13 protein-coding genes are annotated in these 14,489 nt (G+C 68.0%); 5 read left to right on the plus strand and 8 right to left on the minus strand.

All coding sequences use genetic code 11. The features are described 5' to 3' along the window. The 4 genes from DFQ59_RS19850 to DFQ59_RS10630 form a co-directional block, all read right to left on the minus strand. The coding region (locus tag DFQ59_RS19850) for a retention module-containing protein (protein WP_170142127.1) at positions 1-969 on the minus strand (969 nt) is incomplete at its 3' end. A 551-nt stretch (positions 970-1,520) separates the two neighbouring features. Then, entirely contained in the window at positions 1,521-2,156 is a 636-nt protein-coding gene (locus tag DFQ59_RS10620) for a response regulator transcription factor (protein ID WP_211314881.1), read from the minus strand. A 10-nt stretch (positions 2,157-2,166) separates the two neighbouring features. Further along, positions 2,167-3,558, minus strand: a complete 1,392-nt coding sequence (locus DFQ59_RS10625) for an HlyD family type I secretion periplasmic adaptor subunit (protein WP_245937253.1) — start codon at positions 3,556-3,558, stop codon at positions 2,167-2,169. A gap of 11 nt (positions 3,559-3,569) precedes the next feature. After that, positions 3,570-5,753: a type I secretion system permease/ATPase gene (locus tag DFQ59_RS10630; RefSeq protein ID WP_114279684.1), complete on the minus strand. Its 2,184-nt coding sequence runs from the start codon at positions 5,751-5,753 to the stop codon at positions 3,570-3,572. Between the two features lie 288 nt (positions 5,754-6,041). Between DFQ59_RS10630 and DFQ59_RS10635 the strand changes: the two genes are divergently transcribed. Further along, a complete protein-coding gene (locus DFQ59_RS10635; RefSeq protein ID WP_114279685.1) occupies positions 6,042-6,377 on the plus strand; it encodes a hypothetical protein in 336 nt (111 codons plus the stop codon). A gap of 176 nt (positions 6,378-6,553) precedes the next feature. Here the strand turns inward: DFQ59_RS10635 and DFQ59_RS10640 are convergent, their stop codons facing one another. From DFQ59_RS10640 to DFQ59_RS10655, 4 genes are read right to left on the minus strand one after another with little or no spacing between them, the layout of a single operon-like run. Then, entirely contained in the window at positions 6,554-8,491 is a 1,938-nt protein-coding gene (locus DFQ59_RS10640) for an EAL domain-containing protein (RefSeq protein ID WP_170142128.1), read from the minus strand. A 38-nt stretch (positions 8,492-8,529) separates the two neighbouring features. After that, on the minus strand, positions 8,530-9,231 hold the full coding sequence (locus DFQ59_RS10645; RefSeq protein WP_114279687.1) for a transglutaminase-like cysteine peptidase: 702 nt from the start codon (positions 9,229-9,231) through the stop codon (positions 8,530-8,532). 14 nt (positions 9,232-9,245) lie between these two features. Beyond that, a complete protein-coding gene (gene moaD, locus DFQ59_RS10650) occupies positions 9,246-9,500 on the minus strand; it encodes a molybdopterin converting factor subunit 1 (protein ID WP_114279688.1) in 255 nt (84 codons plus the stop codon). 20 nt (positions 9,501-9,520) lie between these two features. After that, entirely contained in the window at positions 9,521-10,747 is a 1,227-nt protein-coding gene (locus DFQ59_RS10655) for a molybdopterin molybdotransferase MoeA (protein WP_114279689.1), read from the minus strand. A 554-nt stretch (positions 10,748-11,301) separates the two neighbouring features. Here DFQ59_RS10655 and DFQ59_RS10665 point away from each other — a divergent pair. The 4 genes from DFQ59_RS10665 to hflD are packed head-to-tail and all read left to right on the plus strand — an operon-like array spanning position 11,302 to position 14,247. Further along, a complete protein-coding gene (locus tag DFQ59_RS10665; protein WP_211314882.1) occupies positions 11,302-11,928 on the plus strand; it encodes a hypothetical protein in 627 nt (208 codons plus the stop codon). Further along, a complete protein-coding gene (locus tag DFQ59_RS10670) occupies positions 11,925-12,515 on the plus strand; it encodes a hypothetical protein (RefSeq protein WP_147275225.1) in 591 nt (196 codons plus the stop codon). Before DFQ59_RS10665 ends, DFQ59_RS10670 begins: the two co-directional genes overlap by 4 nt. Beyond that, positions 12,512-13,618 carry a tRNA 2-thiouridine(34) synthase MnmA gene (mnmA, locus tag DFQ59_RS10675; RefSeq protein ID WP_114279692.1) on the plus strand — a complete coding sequence of 369 codons (1,107 nt, stop codon included), beginning with the start codon at positions 12,512-12,514 and terminating at the stop codon, positions 13,616-13,618. The genes DFQ59_RS10670 and mnmA overlap by 4 nt, the downstream gene beginning before the upstream one ends. After that, positions 13,615-14,247, plus strand: a complete 633-nt coding sequence (gene hflD, locus DFQ59_RS10680; protein WP_170142129.1) for a high frequency lysogenization protein HflD — start codon at positions 13,615-13,617, stop codon at positions 14,245-14,247. The genes mnmA and hflD overlap by 4 nt, the downstream gene beginning before the upstream one ends. Positions 14,248-14,489 lie beyond the last annotated feature (242 nt).

Genomic DNA, 14,489 nt, shown 5'->3' on the forward strand with positions numbered 1-14,489 from the left:
CACCGCCTGGTCGCTCGCCCCGTTCAGGCTCACCACGTAGGCCAGCGTCGTGCCTTCCGACACCGTCCCGGCATCGGCGATGCTGATGGTCGGCAGGTCGCTGTCCATGATGACACCGATGGCCGCGCCGGTGCCCTGGGCACCAGTGAGGGCCTCCGCCGTCACCGTGAAGTTCTCGTTCGCCTCGCCGTAGGGCGGGTCATTGTTGTAGGTCTGGACGTAGACGTTGATGGCGGTCTGGCCCGGCGCGAAGGTGAGAACATTACCGGGGATGGGCTGGGTCAGGGCCGCGTCATAGTAGAACTGGACACCGTTGTAATCGGTGCTGTCAGCCGTACCGTCGGTTGCCGAGAGCGCCACGGTGGCCGGCTGACCCGCCGGACCACTGAGTGTCACCAGGAATTCCGCGGGATTGCCCTCCTCGACGGCATCGCCCTCGTCACCGACGAAGACGATATTGACCACCGGTTCCTCCTCGATGACCAGTGCCGGCTGCGGCTCGAGGAATTCAAAGCCCAGCCCCGTGGTCTCGAAGCCGCTGTCCGGGGTCATGCTGTTGCCGGTGAGTTCCACAACGGCGTAGCTGGTGCCGCCTTCGTCAACGGGCGCACCGGCCTCTCCCGCACCCGGTCCCGCGGCGGTGGGCGCCAGTAGCGCGGTGGGGTCCTCGCCGGCGAGGATGGCCTGCTGGATGGCGTCTACCGAAGCAATCGCCTCGGCGGCCTGCTCCGCGCCTGGCGGAGTGAAGACCGAACTGTCCAGCATCGCCTCGGCATTGCGGCCGAGGTCCAGACGGGTCCCGTCGGTGAATTCGACCATCACCGCGGAGGCATCGCCGGTCTGGATGACCTCATTTAGATGGACGGCATCTCCCAGCGCGAGAATGCGGGATACACCGTCGGTGGAGATGGCCGTGGCCGACCCCTTCAGGGCCGTGACGAAGCCGATTACCTGCGCGCTGGTTGCCATGGTGTGTCTCCTGATTCTTTCACATAGGTCCATGTCGGGCCCGGACATGGACCCGCCGCTTCTGTATTAAGGCTAGACCTGCTGGGCGGGCCCACCATTGGACCTTGGTACAGGTCGGGGGAATTCGTGACGGGGTTGGCAGAGTTCGGGGGGCGGGGAACTGCGAACGAACGAGGGACTGCCACTACCTGGCCGGATGAATCCGGCCCTACGGCCCGGGTGGGTGGGGAGACGGGATCCCAGGTGCAGATTCATCCGCACAGGGTGCCGGGGTTCGGCGCCGTGCCTGGCCGGATGAATCCGGCCCTACGCACTCATGGTGATGAGTGATGGGAAAACGGCTCCGTCACCCGCCTTCCCTAGGAGCCTGTCGGACTTGAGCGATCGTAGCGAGCCGAGTGGGAGAGCGAGGACAGATGGGGCCGATTTTGAGGCGCATAGTGGGTCTATGTAACGAAAAATCGGACCCATATGGACCGCTGTCCCGCCGGCGCAGTAGATCAGTCTCAAGTCCGACAGGCTCCCAGCCACCCGGAACTCGCCGTTATCCGTCAATGGACCGTCCGTCCGGGCTGGCCGTTCACCAGCAGGGCCAGTTGCAGACGGTCCTTCGTCCCGGTCTTCTGGAAGATGGAGCCGAGGTGGGCCTTGACCGTGCGTTCGGTGATGCCGAGTTCGGAGGCGATGACCTTGTTGCTGGCACCGCCGGCCACCAGCCGGGCGGTATCCAGCTCCCGCGCGGTCAACCCCTCCAGACCGTTTCCGCTGGCCCCGGGCACGGCGCCGGCTCCGGCCGCGCGGATGAGGCGCTGCATCAGGCTCCAGCCCACCCAGACCTCGCCGTCGAGCACCGTCCGCACCGCCTGGGCCAGCAGCGGCTGGGCCATGTAGGTGTTGCAGTAGCCGCGGATCCCGGCCATCAGGAAGGTCAGTCCCTCGTCGTCTCCAGGTCGATCCGAAAAGAGGATGATGCGCAGGTTGGGGTGGGCCTTGTGCAGCTGCACGACCCCATCGCGACCGTTCAGACCCGGCAGCCGGTGATGTAGCAGCAGCAATCCGGCCGGACGGGCGGCAAGCCATTGGCGCAGCAGATCGAGGTTGGCGACAGTGCCCGTCTGGAAGCCGGAGCCCAGCGCATCGCGCCAGCGTCCGGCGAGTTCGTCCCGGTTCGTGCCGATAACCACCATGGTGGCGCTCTCAACGTTCCCTGAGTGCATACTCCTTGGCCCTCAATACCGGTTTGAGGAGATATTCGAGCACCGTCTTCTTCCCGGTGAGGATGTCCACCCCGGCCTGCATCCCGGAGATGATGGGCAGCGGCTTCTGTTCACTGCCCAGATGGTTCTTGTCCGTGCGGACCCGTACCAGATAGTAGGTCTCACCGTTTTCGTCCGTGAGGCTGTCGGGACTGATCTGCTCGAGCTTGCCCGGCAGCCCCCCGTAAATGGCGAAATCGTAGGCGGTGAACTTGACCATGGCCGCCTGGCCCGGATGGAGGAAGCCGATGTCCCGCGGGGAGATCTTGGCTTCCACCATCAGGCTGTCCTCCAGGGGCACGATCTCCACGAGATCCATGCCCGGCTGCACCACACCGCCCTCGGTGGTCACCAGCAGCCGTTTCACTTCGCCACGCACAGGTGAACGCACCAGGGTCCGCTCCACCCGGTCTTCGAGGGCGATGTTGGACTCCGACAGCCGTCCCATCTCGGCGGTGGTCTCGTTGAGTTCCGTGCGCGCATCGTTGCGGAACGCCAGCCGCGCCTCCTCCAGTTTGCGCTGGGCCTCATCCAGGCGCGACTGGACCCGGGGAATGGCCAGTTCGGTGGCCTTGAGATCGCCGCGCAGATCGTTGACCTGGCGCTCGAGCCGCAGTACCTCCACCTCGGAAATGGCGCCGTCCTTGACCAGCGGGCGGGTCATTACCAGTTCGCGGTAGGCCAGGTTGTAGCTGCGCCCCACCTGGCCCTTTTTCGCCTCCAGCTCCGCCAGCTCCTGCCGGCGCTGGGTCTCCTGCTCCCGCAGGATGCGGATGCTGGCCTCCAGCTGCTGCTGGCGGGTGTCGTAGAGCTCCCGTTCCCGCTCCACCAGTTCGGGCTGCTCCTTGACCACCTCCTCCGGGGCCTTGAACTCCTCCCCCAGGGCTTCGGCGCGCAGGCGGGCGGCCTTGGCGGCGAGGGCCAGGTAGCGCAGCCGGCTCTCCCGGAACGAGGAGGAGAACCGAACGTCGTCGATCTTAATCAGGACCTGGCCCTTGTCGACGATGTCGCCTTCATGCACCAGGAGCTCGCCAACGATACCGCCTTCGAGATTCTGGATGACCTGGACCTGGCGGGAGGGGATCACCTTGCCCACGCCGCGGGTCACCTCGTCCAGCTCGGCGCGGCTGGCCCAGACCCCGGCGAGGGCGATGAACAGCAGGATCGACCAGACGATGAAACGCCCCCCCCGCGGAGCGTCCTCGAGCACGGCGGCGGCGGCATCCGAAACGAAGTCCAGATCCTCCGGCTCCTTGATCATGGAAGGGTTGGCCGGGGTCCGGGGCTCACCCGCCGCGCCGCTGCGCTCTATGTCTCGTCTTTCCTCGTCCATGTCCGCCCGTTCTAGCGCGCCACGCGCAGCTTGCCCTGTTTGAGCGCCTCCAGGACCTGCTCCTTGGGTCCGTCGGCGACGATGCGACCGCTGTCCATGACCACGATCCGGTCCACCAGGTTGAGCAGGGAGGCCCGGTGGGTCACCAGCACCACGGTCTTTCCGGCCAGCACCTGCACCATCCGGGTCTTGAACTGCTCCTCGGTGGTGTTGTCCATGGAGTTGGTGGGTTCGTCCAGCAGCAGGATCGGCGGTTCCAGCAGCAGGGCGCGGGCGATGGCAATGGCCTGGCGCTGGCCGCCGGAGAGGGTTTCGCCCCGCTCGCCCACCATCATGTCGAACCCGGCCGGATTCAGGTTGACGAAATCGGTCACCCCGGACAGCTCCGCCACCCGCAGAACTTCCCGATCATCGGCGAATGGCGCCCCGAGACGGATGTTATCCCGCACGCTGCCATAGAACAGGAGTGTGTCCTGGGGAACGTAACCGGTGTTGCGGCGCAGATCCGCCGGGTCTATCTGGCGCAGGTCGATGCCGTCGATGCGCACCGCCCCGTCCGTGGGCGCATAGAGTCCGAGGATGAGCTTCTCCACCGTGGTCTTGCCGGAGCCGACCCGGCCGATGAGCGCCACCTTCTCCCCGGCGCGGATGCGCAGGTTGACGCCGGTCAGTGCCCGCTCGCTCTGCCCGGGGTAGGAGAAGCTGACGTCCCGCAGATCGATATCGCCCTGCAGGACCGGCCGGTGGACAAAATCCTGTCCCGTGGACCGCTCCTGGGGCAGGCCCATGATGGAGTTCAGGCTCTGCAGGGCCGCCCGTGCCTGGTGGTAGCGGGTGGCCAGGTTGGCCACCTGGCCGGTGGGCGCGACCGCCCGGCCGGTGAGAATGACGCTGGCGATGAGGCCGCCGAGGCTGATCTCGCCCTCCCCGATCAGATAGACGCCGAAGATGACCGTGCCCACCGTGGCCAGTTGCTGCATCAGCACGGCGATGTTGAGGGCCGAGGCCGAGAGCATCCGCGCGCGCACGCCCCACCGGGCCATGTAGCCGGTGGCCTGCTCCAGGCGCCGCTGTATCACCCCCTCCGCGCCCAGGGTCTTGATGGCCTCCAGCCCGGTGAGGCTCTCCACCAGGGTGGCGTTCTTCTGGGTGGCCATGCGCATGGAGTGATCCACCGCCTCGCGCAGGGGTCCCTGCACGAACAGGGCGTAGATGAGGACGATGGGAATGGCCACCGCGGGCACCAGCACGATGGGGCCGCCCACGAAGGCGATCACGACCAGGAACAGGACCACGAAGGGGAGATCCACAACGGTCGAGATGGTGGCCGAGGTGATGAAATCGCGGACACTCTCGAATTCGCGCAGGTTGTTGGCGAAGGCCCCCACGGAGACGGGCCGGTCCATCATCCGGATGCCCAGTACCCGCTCGAATATCATGGCCGAGAGAATCACGTCCGACTTGCGCCCGGCGATATCGATGAAGTAGCCGCGCAACGCCCGCAGCAGCAGGTCGAAGCCGTAGACGATGGCGACACCGATGGCCAGCACCCAGAGGGTCTCCACCGCATTGTTGGGCACCACCCGGTCATAGACGTTCATGATGAACAGCGGGCTGGCCAGGGCGAACAGGTTGATGAGGAACGAGGCCACCAGCACATCGCGGTAGATGCGCCAGGACCGGGCCAGGGTGCCCCAGAACCAGTGCCGGCTGCGGATGCCGAGCAGTTCGGGGGCCCGGGCGTCGAACCGGTACTCGGGCCGCACGAAGATGACATAGCCGGTGTAGAGGGGCTCAATCTCGGCGAGGGCCACCTCCGCCACGCCGGTGCCGGACTCGGGCTGCACCACCTGCGCCTTCCCGTTGCGGTTGTCCAGCGCCAACAGCAGGCAGGCCTGGTTGTCCTCCAGCAGCAGGACCGCCGGCAGGGTAAGGGGGCTGATGCGCCGCAGCGGGCGCTTCACCAGCCGCGCCGAGAGCCCGCCCCGGGCGGCGGCCCGGACGAACAGTTCGGGGGTGAGGCGGTTCTGGACCAGCGGCAGACCGGCACGGAGAGCCTCGACGCTGATGGGCCGGTGGTGGTGCTGGGTGAGCAGCACCAGGCAGTCGAGCAGGGGATCGTCGAAACTGCGCTCCTCGATACCGGGCGCAGACGGCTCCGTTTCGTTGCCTGTGGGGTTGGGTTGGGCGTGCATGGTGTTATTTTTACGCCTGAGACCTCACCGCTGTCGATGGGGTTGCCGTGGACCGGCCCTGATGAAGAGCCGCAATGTTGCGGCTACATCGACACTCTATATAAGGATAGGGCGTCCATGGCACATTTTCCCTTGCTGTACAGCGGTAAAATTGCCATACAGTAGGAATCAAGACGCCTCATGCCTGCTGAATCGCATTATGAGTGGATGAGGTGACAGGCATCCAGAGAGTCTGGATACCTGGGGCGGAAAATTGTAGATATTTGTCAAAATTGAGAACTCCATCACATGCCCTACGTGCGACGTGACGCTGAAGGACGAATCGTGGCCCTGTTCGAGCAGCCCGAAGCGGATGCGGACGAGTGGCTGGCGGCGGGGGATCACCAGTTGCGGGAGTTCATCGGGGACGACTCGAGTCCCGAGGGCTACCTGGAGCTGAGCGATTTGGAGCTGGTGCGGGTGGTGGAGGACCTCATCCACCTGCTCATCGACAAGAACCTGATCCTGATCACCGAGCTGCCGGTGGAGGCCCAGCGCAAGCTCACGGCCCGCCGCAGTGCCCGCGAACGGCTGCGCGAAGGCGGCGCCCCCGGCTTTTCCCTGAGCGAGGAGGAGCTCCTCTGAGGGTGAAGCGTAAATACGTGAGTGCGTGAGTGCGTGAGTGCGTGAGTGCGTGAGTGCGTGAGTGCGTGAGCGCGTGAGCGCGTGATGGATGCCAGGCGCCGCGGTTCTCATCACCCATCACCGCATCTGTCCCCCTTCATCCGTTTCCCGTCAACCTGCCTCCCGGCCGGGAGATCCTACATCGGCGCCGGACGGCCCGCCGCGTAGCCCTGGATGCCGTCCACGTTCAGATCCCGCAGCACCGCCCACTCCGCCTCCGACTCCACCGCCTCGGCGATGGCGTCGATATCCAGGCTGTGGGCCACCCGGCACAGGGAACCCACGAAGAACTGGTCGTCCTGGCTCGCACCGACGTTGCGGGTATAGGCGCTGTCGATCTTGACGTATTCCGGCCGCAGGGACCGCAGATAGCCGAAGTTCGCGAAACCGCGGCCGAAATGGTCCACCGCGATGCCGTGGCCCCGGGCCTGGAGCACGCGGGTGAACGCCAGCAGGGCCTCCAGGGATCGGGTTGCGCCGAATTCCGGCACCTCGAAGATCAGCCGGCCGCCGGTTGCCGCCGGCTCCAGCCGTGCCTCCAGCCAGCCGAGGAACGCCCCATCCTCCAGGGAGACCGGCGAGAGGTTCACCGCCAGCACCCCGCCCGGGCTCATCAGTCCGAGCACACGCTCCACGATGGCCCGGTCGAAAGCGGTGGCCAGCCCCCGGCGCTCCGCCATCGGCATGAAGATGCCCGCATTCCTGAGACTGCCGTCGGCGGCGGCGACGCGGACCAGGACCTCGCGGTGGAGCACCCGACCCGGATCGCCCGCGGCCACGATCGGCTGGCTGTGGAGCTCGAAGCGTCCCTCCCGCACTACCGCTTCGAGGAAGGCGTGCCACTCCTGTCCGCCATGCACCTCCGCCCCCCTGTCCACGGGCAGCGTGGTGCAGTGCCAGGTGTTGGCGCCCCGGGACTGGGCGAGGCTGAGCGCCCGGTCCGCCTCGGCCATGATGTCGTGGTAGCTGCCCCCCGGGCGGTAGAGACACCCGCCCAGGTGCGCCACGGACGAGGATTCGGTCAACCCCTGGGTGTGCAGTGAAGCAAGGGCCGTGCTGATGTCCACGGCCGCCGACTCCGCATCGGCTCGCTCGAGCCCCGGCAGCATCATTCCGAAGGCGGCGCCCGACAGGCGTGCCGCCAGGGCGCCGGGCTGCCCCGTCAGGCAGGCGGAGACAACGCCTGCGGCGGCGCGCAGGAACTCGTCGCCGGCGGCATAGCCGCGGGACTGGTTGATCTCCTCCACCCCCTCGAGCTGGACGATGAAGAGCACACCGCCCGCCTCGTCGCCGGAGCCGAGCCGGCTCTCCGCCTGGCTGCTGAAGTAGCGGCGGTTGCCCAGTCCGGTCACCGGGTCGCTGTAGGCCTGGCGCTGGAGCTGGCCGGTCGCCCGGGCCTGTTCCTCGAACATGGCCTTCACCTTGCCGGTCATGTTGTTCATCGCCACCACGACACGGCGCAGCTCACGGGTGTGCGGCAGAGGGATGCGCATATCGTAGTTGCGTGCGCAGATGGCCTCGGCCTGGCGCTCCACATCCAGCAGCGGCCGGAACAGCAGCCGCAGAACGAGCCAGCCGGTGAGCATTGCCGCCAAGGCCAGCCCGGCATACCAGGCGAACAGCTGCCGGGCCGTATCCCACAGGGCGGCGTAGGCATAGCCGGGATGACTCTGTACCGTGACGGTACCGACCTGGTTCCAGCCCGACATGACCAGGGCATCGGCACTGGGCGCCTCCAGCGGCAGCCAGCGGATGAACCACTCTGGCACCCCCTCGATGCGCACTTCAAGCTCCCGCACCACCACCGGGGCGCCGTCCATGCGCCGGAGCTCGATCCTGCGGTAGTAGCCCCGGTCGAACACCGCGTTGACCATCGATTCCATGGCCGGCAGATCGTCGGCGCGCAGGTGGGTGGAGATGGACAGCCCCAGGGAGGTTGCCGTGTCCTGCGCGTGGGAGACCAGCTGCTCCTGCAGGAAGGTGCGGGAGCTGTTGAGGTTCACCAGCAGGGTCACGGAGAACACCACCAGGAAAAGCATCAGGATGGTGGCCACCAGCTGCCTGAAAAGTGTCATGTCCGCTGCTCTCCCATGATCGAGGGTACCGCGTATGGTCATTCCCGGGATTTGCGCACGTCACCGGAGTTGAATCGCTGCAGCAGTTCGGTCCAGCGGCTGAGCCGGCTGGAGTCCCCTGCCCGCACGCCGCGGCCACGCTGCTTCGCGATCCACAGCCCCGCACCATTGAAACTGTAGACCGGCACCAGGTCGGTGCGCGACGTGGCGGGCCGGATGGGCTGGATCAGGTTGTCCAGCACCAGCGGGACCGCCTCGGGGCTGGAGTAGTAGGTGAGCACCATGTGGGCCTGGCTCACCGCGTTGGGCCGCAGCGCCTTGACGTAGGTCAGCCGCATCTTCTCCTCGGGCACGCCGAGCGCCTTGAGAGTGAAGTACTTGGCCAGGGAAAAGTCCTCGCAGTCGCCACCGTCGGTGGCGAGGAACTCCACCGGGGTGGCCCAGTAGTCCTCCTGGCCCCAGTGCTGGAGGTCGGAAACGAAGTTGAGCCGGTTGAAGAAACGGTTCACCCGCTCGAGCTTCTCCTCCTCCCCGACATCACCCGCCGTCTCCATCAGTTCGCGCCACTTCACCAGCCGCTCACCGGCCTCGTCGCCGAACTCCGCGCCGATGCGCGCCACCAGCTCATCATCGACGAACGGCACCTCGGCCGTGCCGGCCGCACCGAGCAGCAGCGCCAGCACCGGCACCAGCCATCCAGCGGCTCGGAACAGCACCGTAGTGGCGGCCGGCGCACCCATGGCCGGGAGACGCCTCAGCCCCCGGTCACCGGCGGGAAGAAAGCCACCTCGTCGCCGTCACTGAGCACCGTGGCGTCTTCAGCCATCTCCTGGTTGACCGCCACCAGCACCCGGGCGCTGCCCCCCAGGGCCTCGCTCCAGACACCTTGCCGTGCCTGGAGCAGATGACGCAGTCCGGCCACGTCGGTGACACCCTCGGGAAGCGGCAGGGTCTCGGCGCCGGTGCCGAGCTGTTCCCGCAGGCGGGCGAAATAGAGAATCCGGATCATCGGCATGGCTCCCGTGCGGTTCAGGACAACAGCTCCGCGAATGGAATATAGCTCACCGGGTCACCGCGGCGGATGACCTGGCCCTCGGGGGCGATGACGAAACCCTCGGCCCAGCTCGTGGAGGTGAGCACGCCGGAACCCTGGTTCGGGTAGAGGGTAACCACGGTGCGCCCCGCGGCGTCAGGCTCCAGGCGTGCCCGCAGGTACTCGCGCCGGTCCCCCGGACGGGTCCAGTCGAATCCTGACTCCGCCGGAATGACCCGGGGCATCACCGCCTGCACGCCCAGGCGGCGCAGCAGGAACGGGCGGGTGAACAGGCAGAAGGTGGCGAAGCTGGAGACCGGGTTCCCGGGCAGTCCCATGAAGGGTGTGCCGTCCACGCTGCCGAAGGCGAGCGGCTTGCCCGGCTTGACCGCGATGCGCCACAGCTCCAGCGCGCCCAGCGATTCCACCGCCGCCTTCACGTGATCCTCCTCCCCCACCGACACCCCGCCGCTGGTGAGAATCAGATCGCACGCCCCGGCGGCGCGCCGCAGCACCTCGCGGGTCGCCTCCAGGGTATCCTCCACCGCCCCCAGGTCGAGCACCTCGCAGCCCAGGTTGCGGAGCAGGCCGGCCAGGGTATAGCGGTTGGAGTTGTAGATCTGGCCCGGACCCAGGGCCTCCCCGGGCGCCACCAGCTCATCGCCGGTTGAGAACAGCGCCACCCGCGGACGGCGCACCACCGGCAGCCGCGCCAGCCCCACCGAGGCGGCCAGCCCCAGTTCCTGCGGGCGCAGCCGGGTGCCGGCGGCAAGAATCTCCGCCCCCGCGGTGATGTCCTCGCCGGCCCGGCGGACGTGCTGTCCGGGACTGGCGGGCTGCTCCACCGTGACCTGATCGCCCGCCACCCGGCAGTGCTCCTGCATCACCACCGCATCGGCCCCGGGGGGGATCGGCGCTCCGGTGAAGATGCGGGCACAGGTGCCGGGCTCGAGCGGCACTCCCTGGCTGCCGGCCGGAATGCGCTGGCCCACCCGCAGGGCGCCACCGGCCAGGTCGGCGCAGCGTACGGCATACCCGTCCATGGCACTGTTGTCGTGGGGCGGGACGTTCTGGGGCGATGCGAGGCCGTGGGCCAGCACCCGCCCCAGGGCCTCGTCGAGCGCAACCTCCTCCCTGTCAACGATACGCTCGGCCCGTGTCAGCAGGGCCTCCAGGGCCTGCTCCACGCTCAACAGGCCTTGTCCGCGGGCTTTCTCGTTCATGGAATCTCCTCAAAGGATCCGGGCATAGGCGCTAGTGTACTGCGTCACTCTTGGAGGCACATTCAGCGAGTCGTTGGCCGGTCAGATGCAAGGCGCGCTTGCGCAGGAATGGCAGGCCCCCTTTCAAGCAAGCGCAACGCCGCAGATGGCCGACCAACGGCTCGCCCGCAGGGAGCCCCCCGAAAGCGCCATGACCGCGTTGCAGCGCTTGACAAGGGAACAACCATTGCCTGCGCACTGCGCCTTGTCCTGGCACTTTCGGGGGGCTCTGAAAGTACCTCCAAGAGTGACGCAGTACACTAGTATCGGGAACATTGTATAAACGTGGGGAAGCGTTTTCATACGCCCGTGAACGGAGTGGGCATCAAATCCCCGCGAACCGCAAGGCCCCGGCAAATCCCGCACGCTGTGCCGTTGAATGCGCCGGGCATGGAACAATGCCCCGCCCAGGTGGCGGCCGAATCGGAGCCTGCTCCATATGCCTGACCGGGAATTCACACTCGACCGGTGTTTTTCGCTACGATTCCCGCCTGCGACGACACATGAGCGGCACCGTGCCCCGACGACAGCACCATCTACGTTCCAGGACCCAGGCCATCCCGGTGCTCGCCGCGGTGCTGGCTCTCGGCTGCACCCCGGCACGGGACACCTTCGTGCGCGGGGATATCATCACCGCGCCGGTGCCCGAGCGCTTCTCGGTCTGCCATGGCCACGGCTGCCGGTGGCTGGACACGGTGGGGCTCACCCCGGAACAGTGGCTGGAAGTGCGTCGGCTGTTCGAACCGCCCGCCCCCGACGCAGCAGCCGAACGGCGCCGGATCGCCACCGCGGTCGCTTACCTGGAGCGCCTCAGCGGCGCGCGCACCGGCACGGCCGGCGACCTCGCGATGACCCGTTTCGACCGGACGGGCCCCGATCAGCTCGACTGCATCGACGAGTCCACCAACACCACCACCTACCTGCGCCTGCTGGAGTCCGGCGGGCTGCTCCGCCACCACGCGGTCGCCCCACGCGCCACCCGCGGCCTGTTCATCGGCCGCTGGCCACACACCACCGCGGTGATCCGCGAGATCCCGGGCGCCACCGCCTATGCCGTGGACAGCTGGTTCCACCCCAATGGCGCGGCGCCGGAGATCCTCCCACTCGAGGTGTGGCGCGACGGCTGGAGGCCCGGGCCATGAAAGGACTCGCCGGCGGGCTGCTGCTCGGGCTGCTCCCCGCCCTCGCCCCGGCGGCCACCCCCCCGCCCTTCAACATCTGCCACGGCTACGGCTGCCGGCACCAGACTGAAATCCGGCTCACCGCCGCGGAGTGGTCGTCGGTACGGGGACTGTTCCGCCGGCCGCCGGTCGATGCCGCCGCGGAACGCAGCCGCATCGCCGCGGCGGTGGCGCTGCTGGAGAGCCTGGCGGGGCGGCGCTCCGGCACCAGCGCCGATCGGGCCTGCAACAGCGCCGGCTCCTGGGTCCGGGGTCAGCAGGACTGCATCGACGAGTCCACCAATACCGCCACCTACCTGCATCTGCTCGATGATTCCGGCCTGCTGCGCTGGCACCGGAGCGTGGGCCGTGTCCGGCGCAACCCGTGGCTGTTCGATATCCACTGGACGGCGGTCATCGGGGAGCGCGGCAGCGGACAGCGCTACGCGGTGGATTCCTGGTACGGCGCCAACGGCGAGTTGCCGCTGGTGGCGCCGCTGGAGCTGTGGCGCAGGAAGGCCGCGAGCGTCACCCCCGCCTGCCCGGCGCCGGAACGGGGCGGTCGATGAGCGGAAAGCGGGTCATCGTCGGGCTCTCCGGCGGCGTGGATTCCGCGGTCTCCGCCTTGCGCCTGCTGGAGCGCGGCTACGCCGTGGAAGCCCTGTTCATGAAGAACTGGGAGGAGGACGACCGCGGGGAGTACTGCGCCGCGGCCGAGGATCTCGCCGATGCCGAGGCCGTGTGCAGCCTGCTGGGCATCCGCCTGCACACGGTCAACTTCTCCGCCGAGTACTGGGACCGGGTGTTCGAGTATTTCCTGCGCGAGTACGCCGCGGGCCGAACCCCCAATCCCGACGTGATGTGCAACAAGGAGATCAAGTTCCGGGCCTTCCTCGACCACGCGGCCGCTCTCGGCTCCAATACCATCGCCACCGGCCACTACGCCCGCAGCGACCACCTGCAGGGCCGCTGGCGCCTGCTGCGCGGGGCCGACCCCGGCAAGGACCAGAGCTATTTCCTCTATACCCTGGGCCAGTCCCAGCTGGCCCGCACCCTGTTCCCCGTGGGCGACCTGCGCAAGGAGGAGGTGCGGCGCATCGCCGCGGCGGCCGGCCTGCCCAACCACGCCAAGAAGGACAGCACCGGCATCTGCTTCATCGGCGAGCGCAAGTTCCGGGATTTCCTGGCCCGCTACCTGCCCGCCCGGCCGGGCGACATCGAGACGCCCGAGGGCCGGATCATCGGGCGCCACGCCGGGCTGATGTACCATACCCTGGGCCAGCGCCAGGGGCTGGGCATCGGCGGCCTGCCCGAGGGCAGCGGCGCACCCTGGTACGTGGTGGACAAGGCGCTCGAGCGCAATGTCCTGGTGGTGGCCCAGGGCCACGATCACCCCCTGCTCTTCAGCCGATCACTGAGCGCCGCCGATCTGCACTGGGTGGCGGGCGGGCCGCCGCCGCTGCCCTGCGACTGCACCGCCCGCGTCCGCTACCGGCAGACCGACCAGCCGTGCCGCATCGAGGCGGCCGGCGATCGGCTCCGGGTGGTGTTCGGACAACCACAACGGGCGGTGACTCCGGGCCAGTCCGTGGTCTTCTACCAGGGCGAGGTGTGCCTGGGCGGTGGCATCATCGAATCTTTCCAGCGCAGCGAAACCGAGGTGGGCCTTTGAGCGAACGATTGCGGGACATCACCCTGGCGCTGGCCGGCGTGTTCCAGGCCGCGCTGCTGGTGCAGCTCCAGGCGCGCGAGGGGCGCGTGCCGGAGACGCCCTACCGGTCCAGCATCGGCAGTCTCCTGCGCATCGATGCGCCGGACGTTCCCGCGGTCTTCGACGGCACAGCGGGCGTGCGCCTGGGGCTGGAGACCCTGGCCTCGCAGCTCGCCCAGAGCCCGCAGGATGCGGAGATCACCCGCTACGTGGTGAGCCTCATGTACCTGGAGAGGCGCCTGCACCGCGACCGGGACATGCTCGCGACCCTGCGCGCCGGCATCGAGCGCGCCAGCGCCCAGGCCGAGACCTTCGGCGCCACCCACACCAATGTCATCGCCAACCTGGGCGGCACCTACGGCGACACCCTGAGTCGCCTGCGCTTCCGGATCCTGGTCCGGGGCGAACCGGTCTACCTGGAAAACCCGGACAACGCCGCCCGGGTCCGGGCGCTCCTGCTGGCCGGGGTCCGGGCCGCCTTCCTGTGGCGCCAGCGCGGCGGCAGCCGCCTGCAGCTCTTCCTCCAGCGCCGCCGCATCCTGGCCACGACCCGGGCGCTGCTGGCCGAGATCGGGGGACCCGTACACTAGTGTACTGCGCCACTCTTGGAGGCACTTTCAGAGCCCCCCCGAAAGTGCCAGGACAAGGCGCAGCGCGCAGGCAATGGTTGTTCCCTTGTCAAGCACTGCAACGCAGTCATGGCGCTTTCGGGGGGCTCCCTGCGGGCGAGCCGCCGGCCGGCCATCTGCGGTGTTGCGCTCGCTTGAAAGGGGGCCTGCCCTTCCTGCGCAAACGCGCCTTGCATCTGACCGGCCGGCGACTCGCTGAATGG

This window comes from Thioalbus denitrificans, from assembly GCF_003337735.1.
Classification (GTDB): domain Bacteria; phylum Pseudomonadota; class Gammaproteobacteria; order DSM-26407; family DSM-26407; genus Thioalbus; species Thioalbus denitrificans.

What these genes read in the sequence shown, in the direction of transcription:
- DFQ59_RS10635 (WP_114279685.1), top strand. Translation starts at nt 6,042, where the DNA reads ATGCCCTACGTGCGACGTGACGCTGAAGGACGAATCGTGGCCCTGTTC.
- DFQ59_RS10630 (WP_114279684.1), bottom strand. Translation starts at nt 5,753, where the DNA reads ATGCACGCCCAACCCAACCCCACAGGCAACGAAACGGAGCCGTCTGCG.
- mnmA (WP_114279692.1), top strand. Translation starts at nt 12,512, where the DNA reads ATGAGCGGAAAGCGGGTCATCGTCGGGCTCTCCGGCGGCGTGGATTCC.
- DFQ59_RS10625 (WP_245937253.1), bottom strand. Translation starts at nt 3,558, where the DNA reads ATGGACGAGGAAAGACGAGACATAGAGCGCAGCGGCGCGGCGGGTGAG.
- DFQ59_RS10645 (WP_114279687.1), bottom strand. Translation starts at nt 9,231, where the DNA reads ATGGGTGCGCCGGCCGCCACTACGGTGCTGTTCCGAGCCGCTGGATGG.
- DFQ59_RS10670 (WP_147275225.1), top strand. Translation starts at nt 11,925, where the DNA reads ATGAAAGGACTCGCCGGCGGGCTGCTGCTCGGGCTGCTCCCCGCCCTC.
- moaD (WP_114279688.1), bottom strand. Translation starts at nt 9,500, where the DNA reads ATGATCCGGATTCTCTATTTCGCCCGCCTGCGGGAACAGCTCGGCACC.
- DFQ59_RS10620 (WP_211314881.1), bottom strand. Translation starts at nt 2,156, where the DNA reads ATGGTGGTTATCGGCACGAACCGGGACGAACTCGCCGGACGCTGGCGC.
- DFQ59_RS10640 (WP_170142128.1), bottom strand. Translation starts at nt 8,491, where the DNA reads ATGACACTTTTCAGGCAGCTGGTGGCCACCATCCTGATGCTTTTCCTG.
- DFQ59_RS10655 (WP_114279689.1), bottom strand. Translation starts at nt 10,747, where the DNA reads ATGAACGAGAAAGCCCGCGGACAAGGCCTGTTGAGCGTGGAGCAGGCC.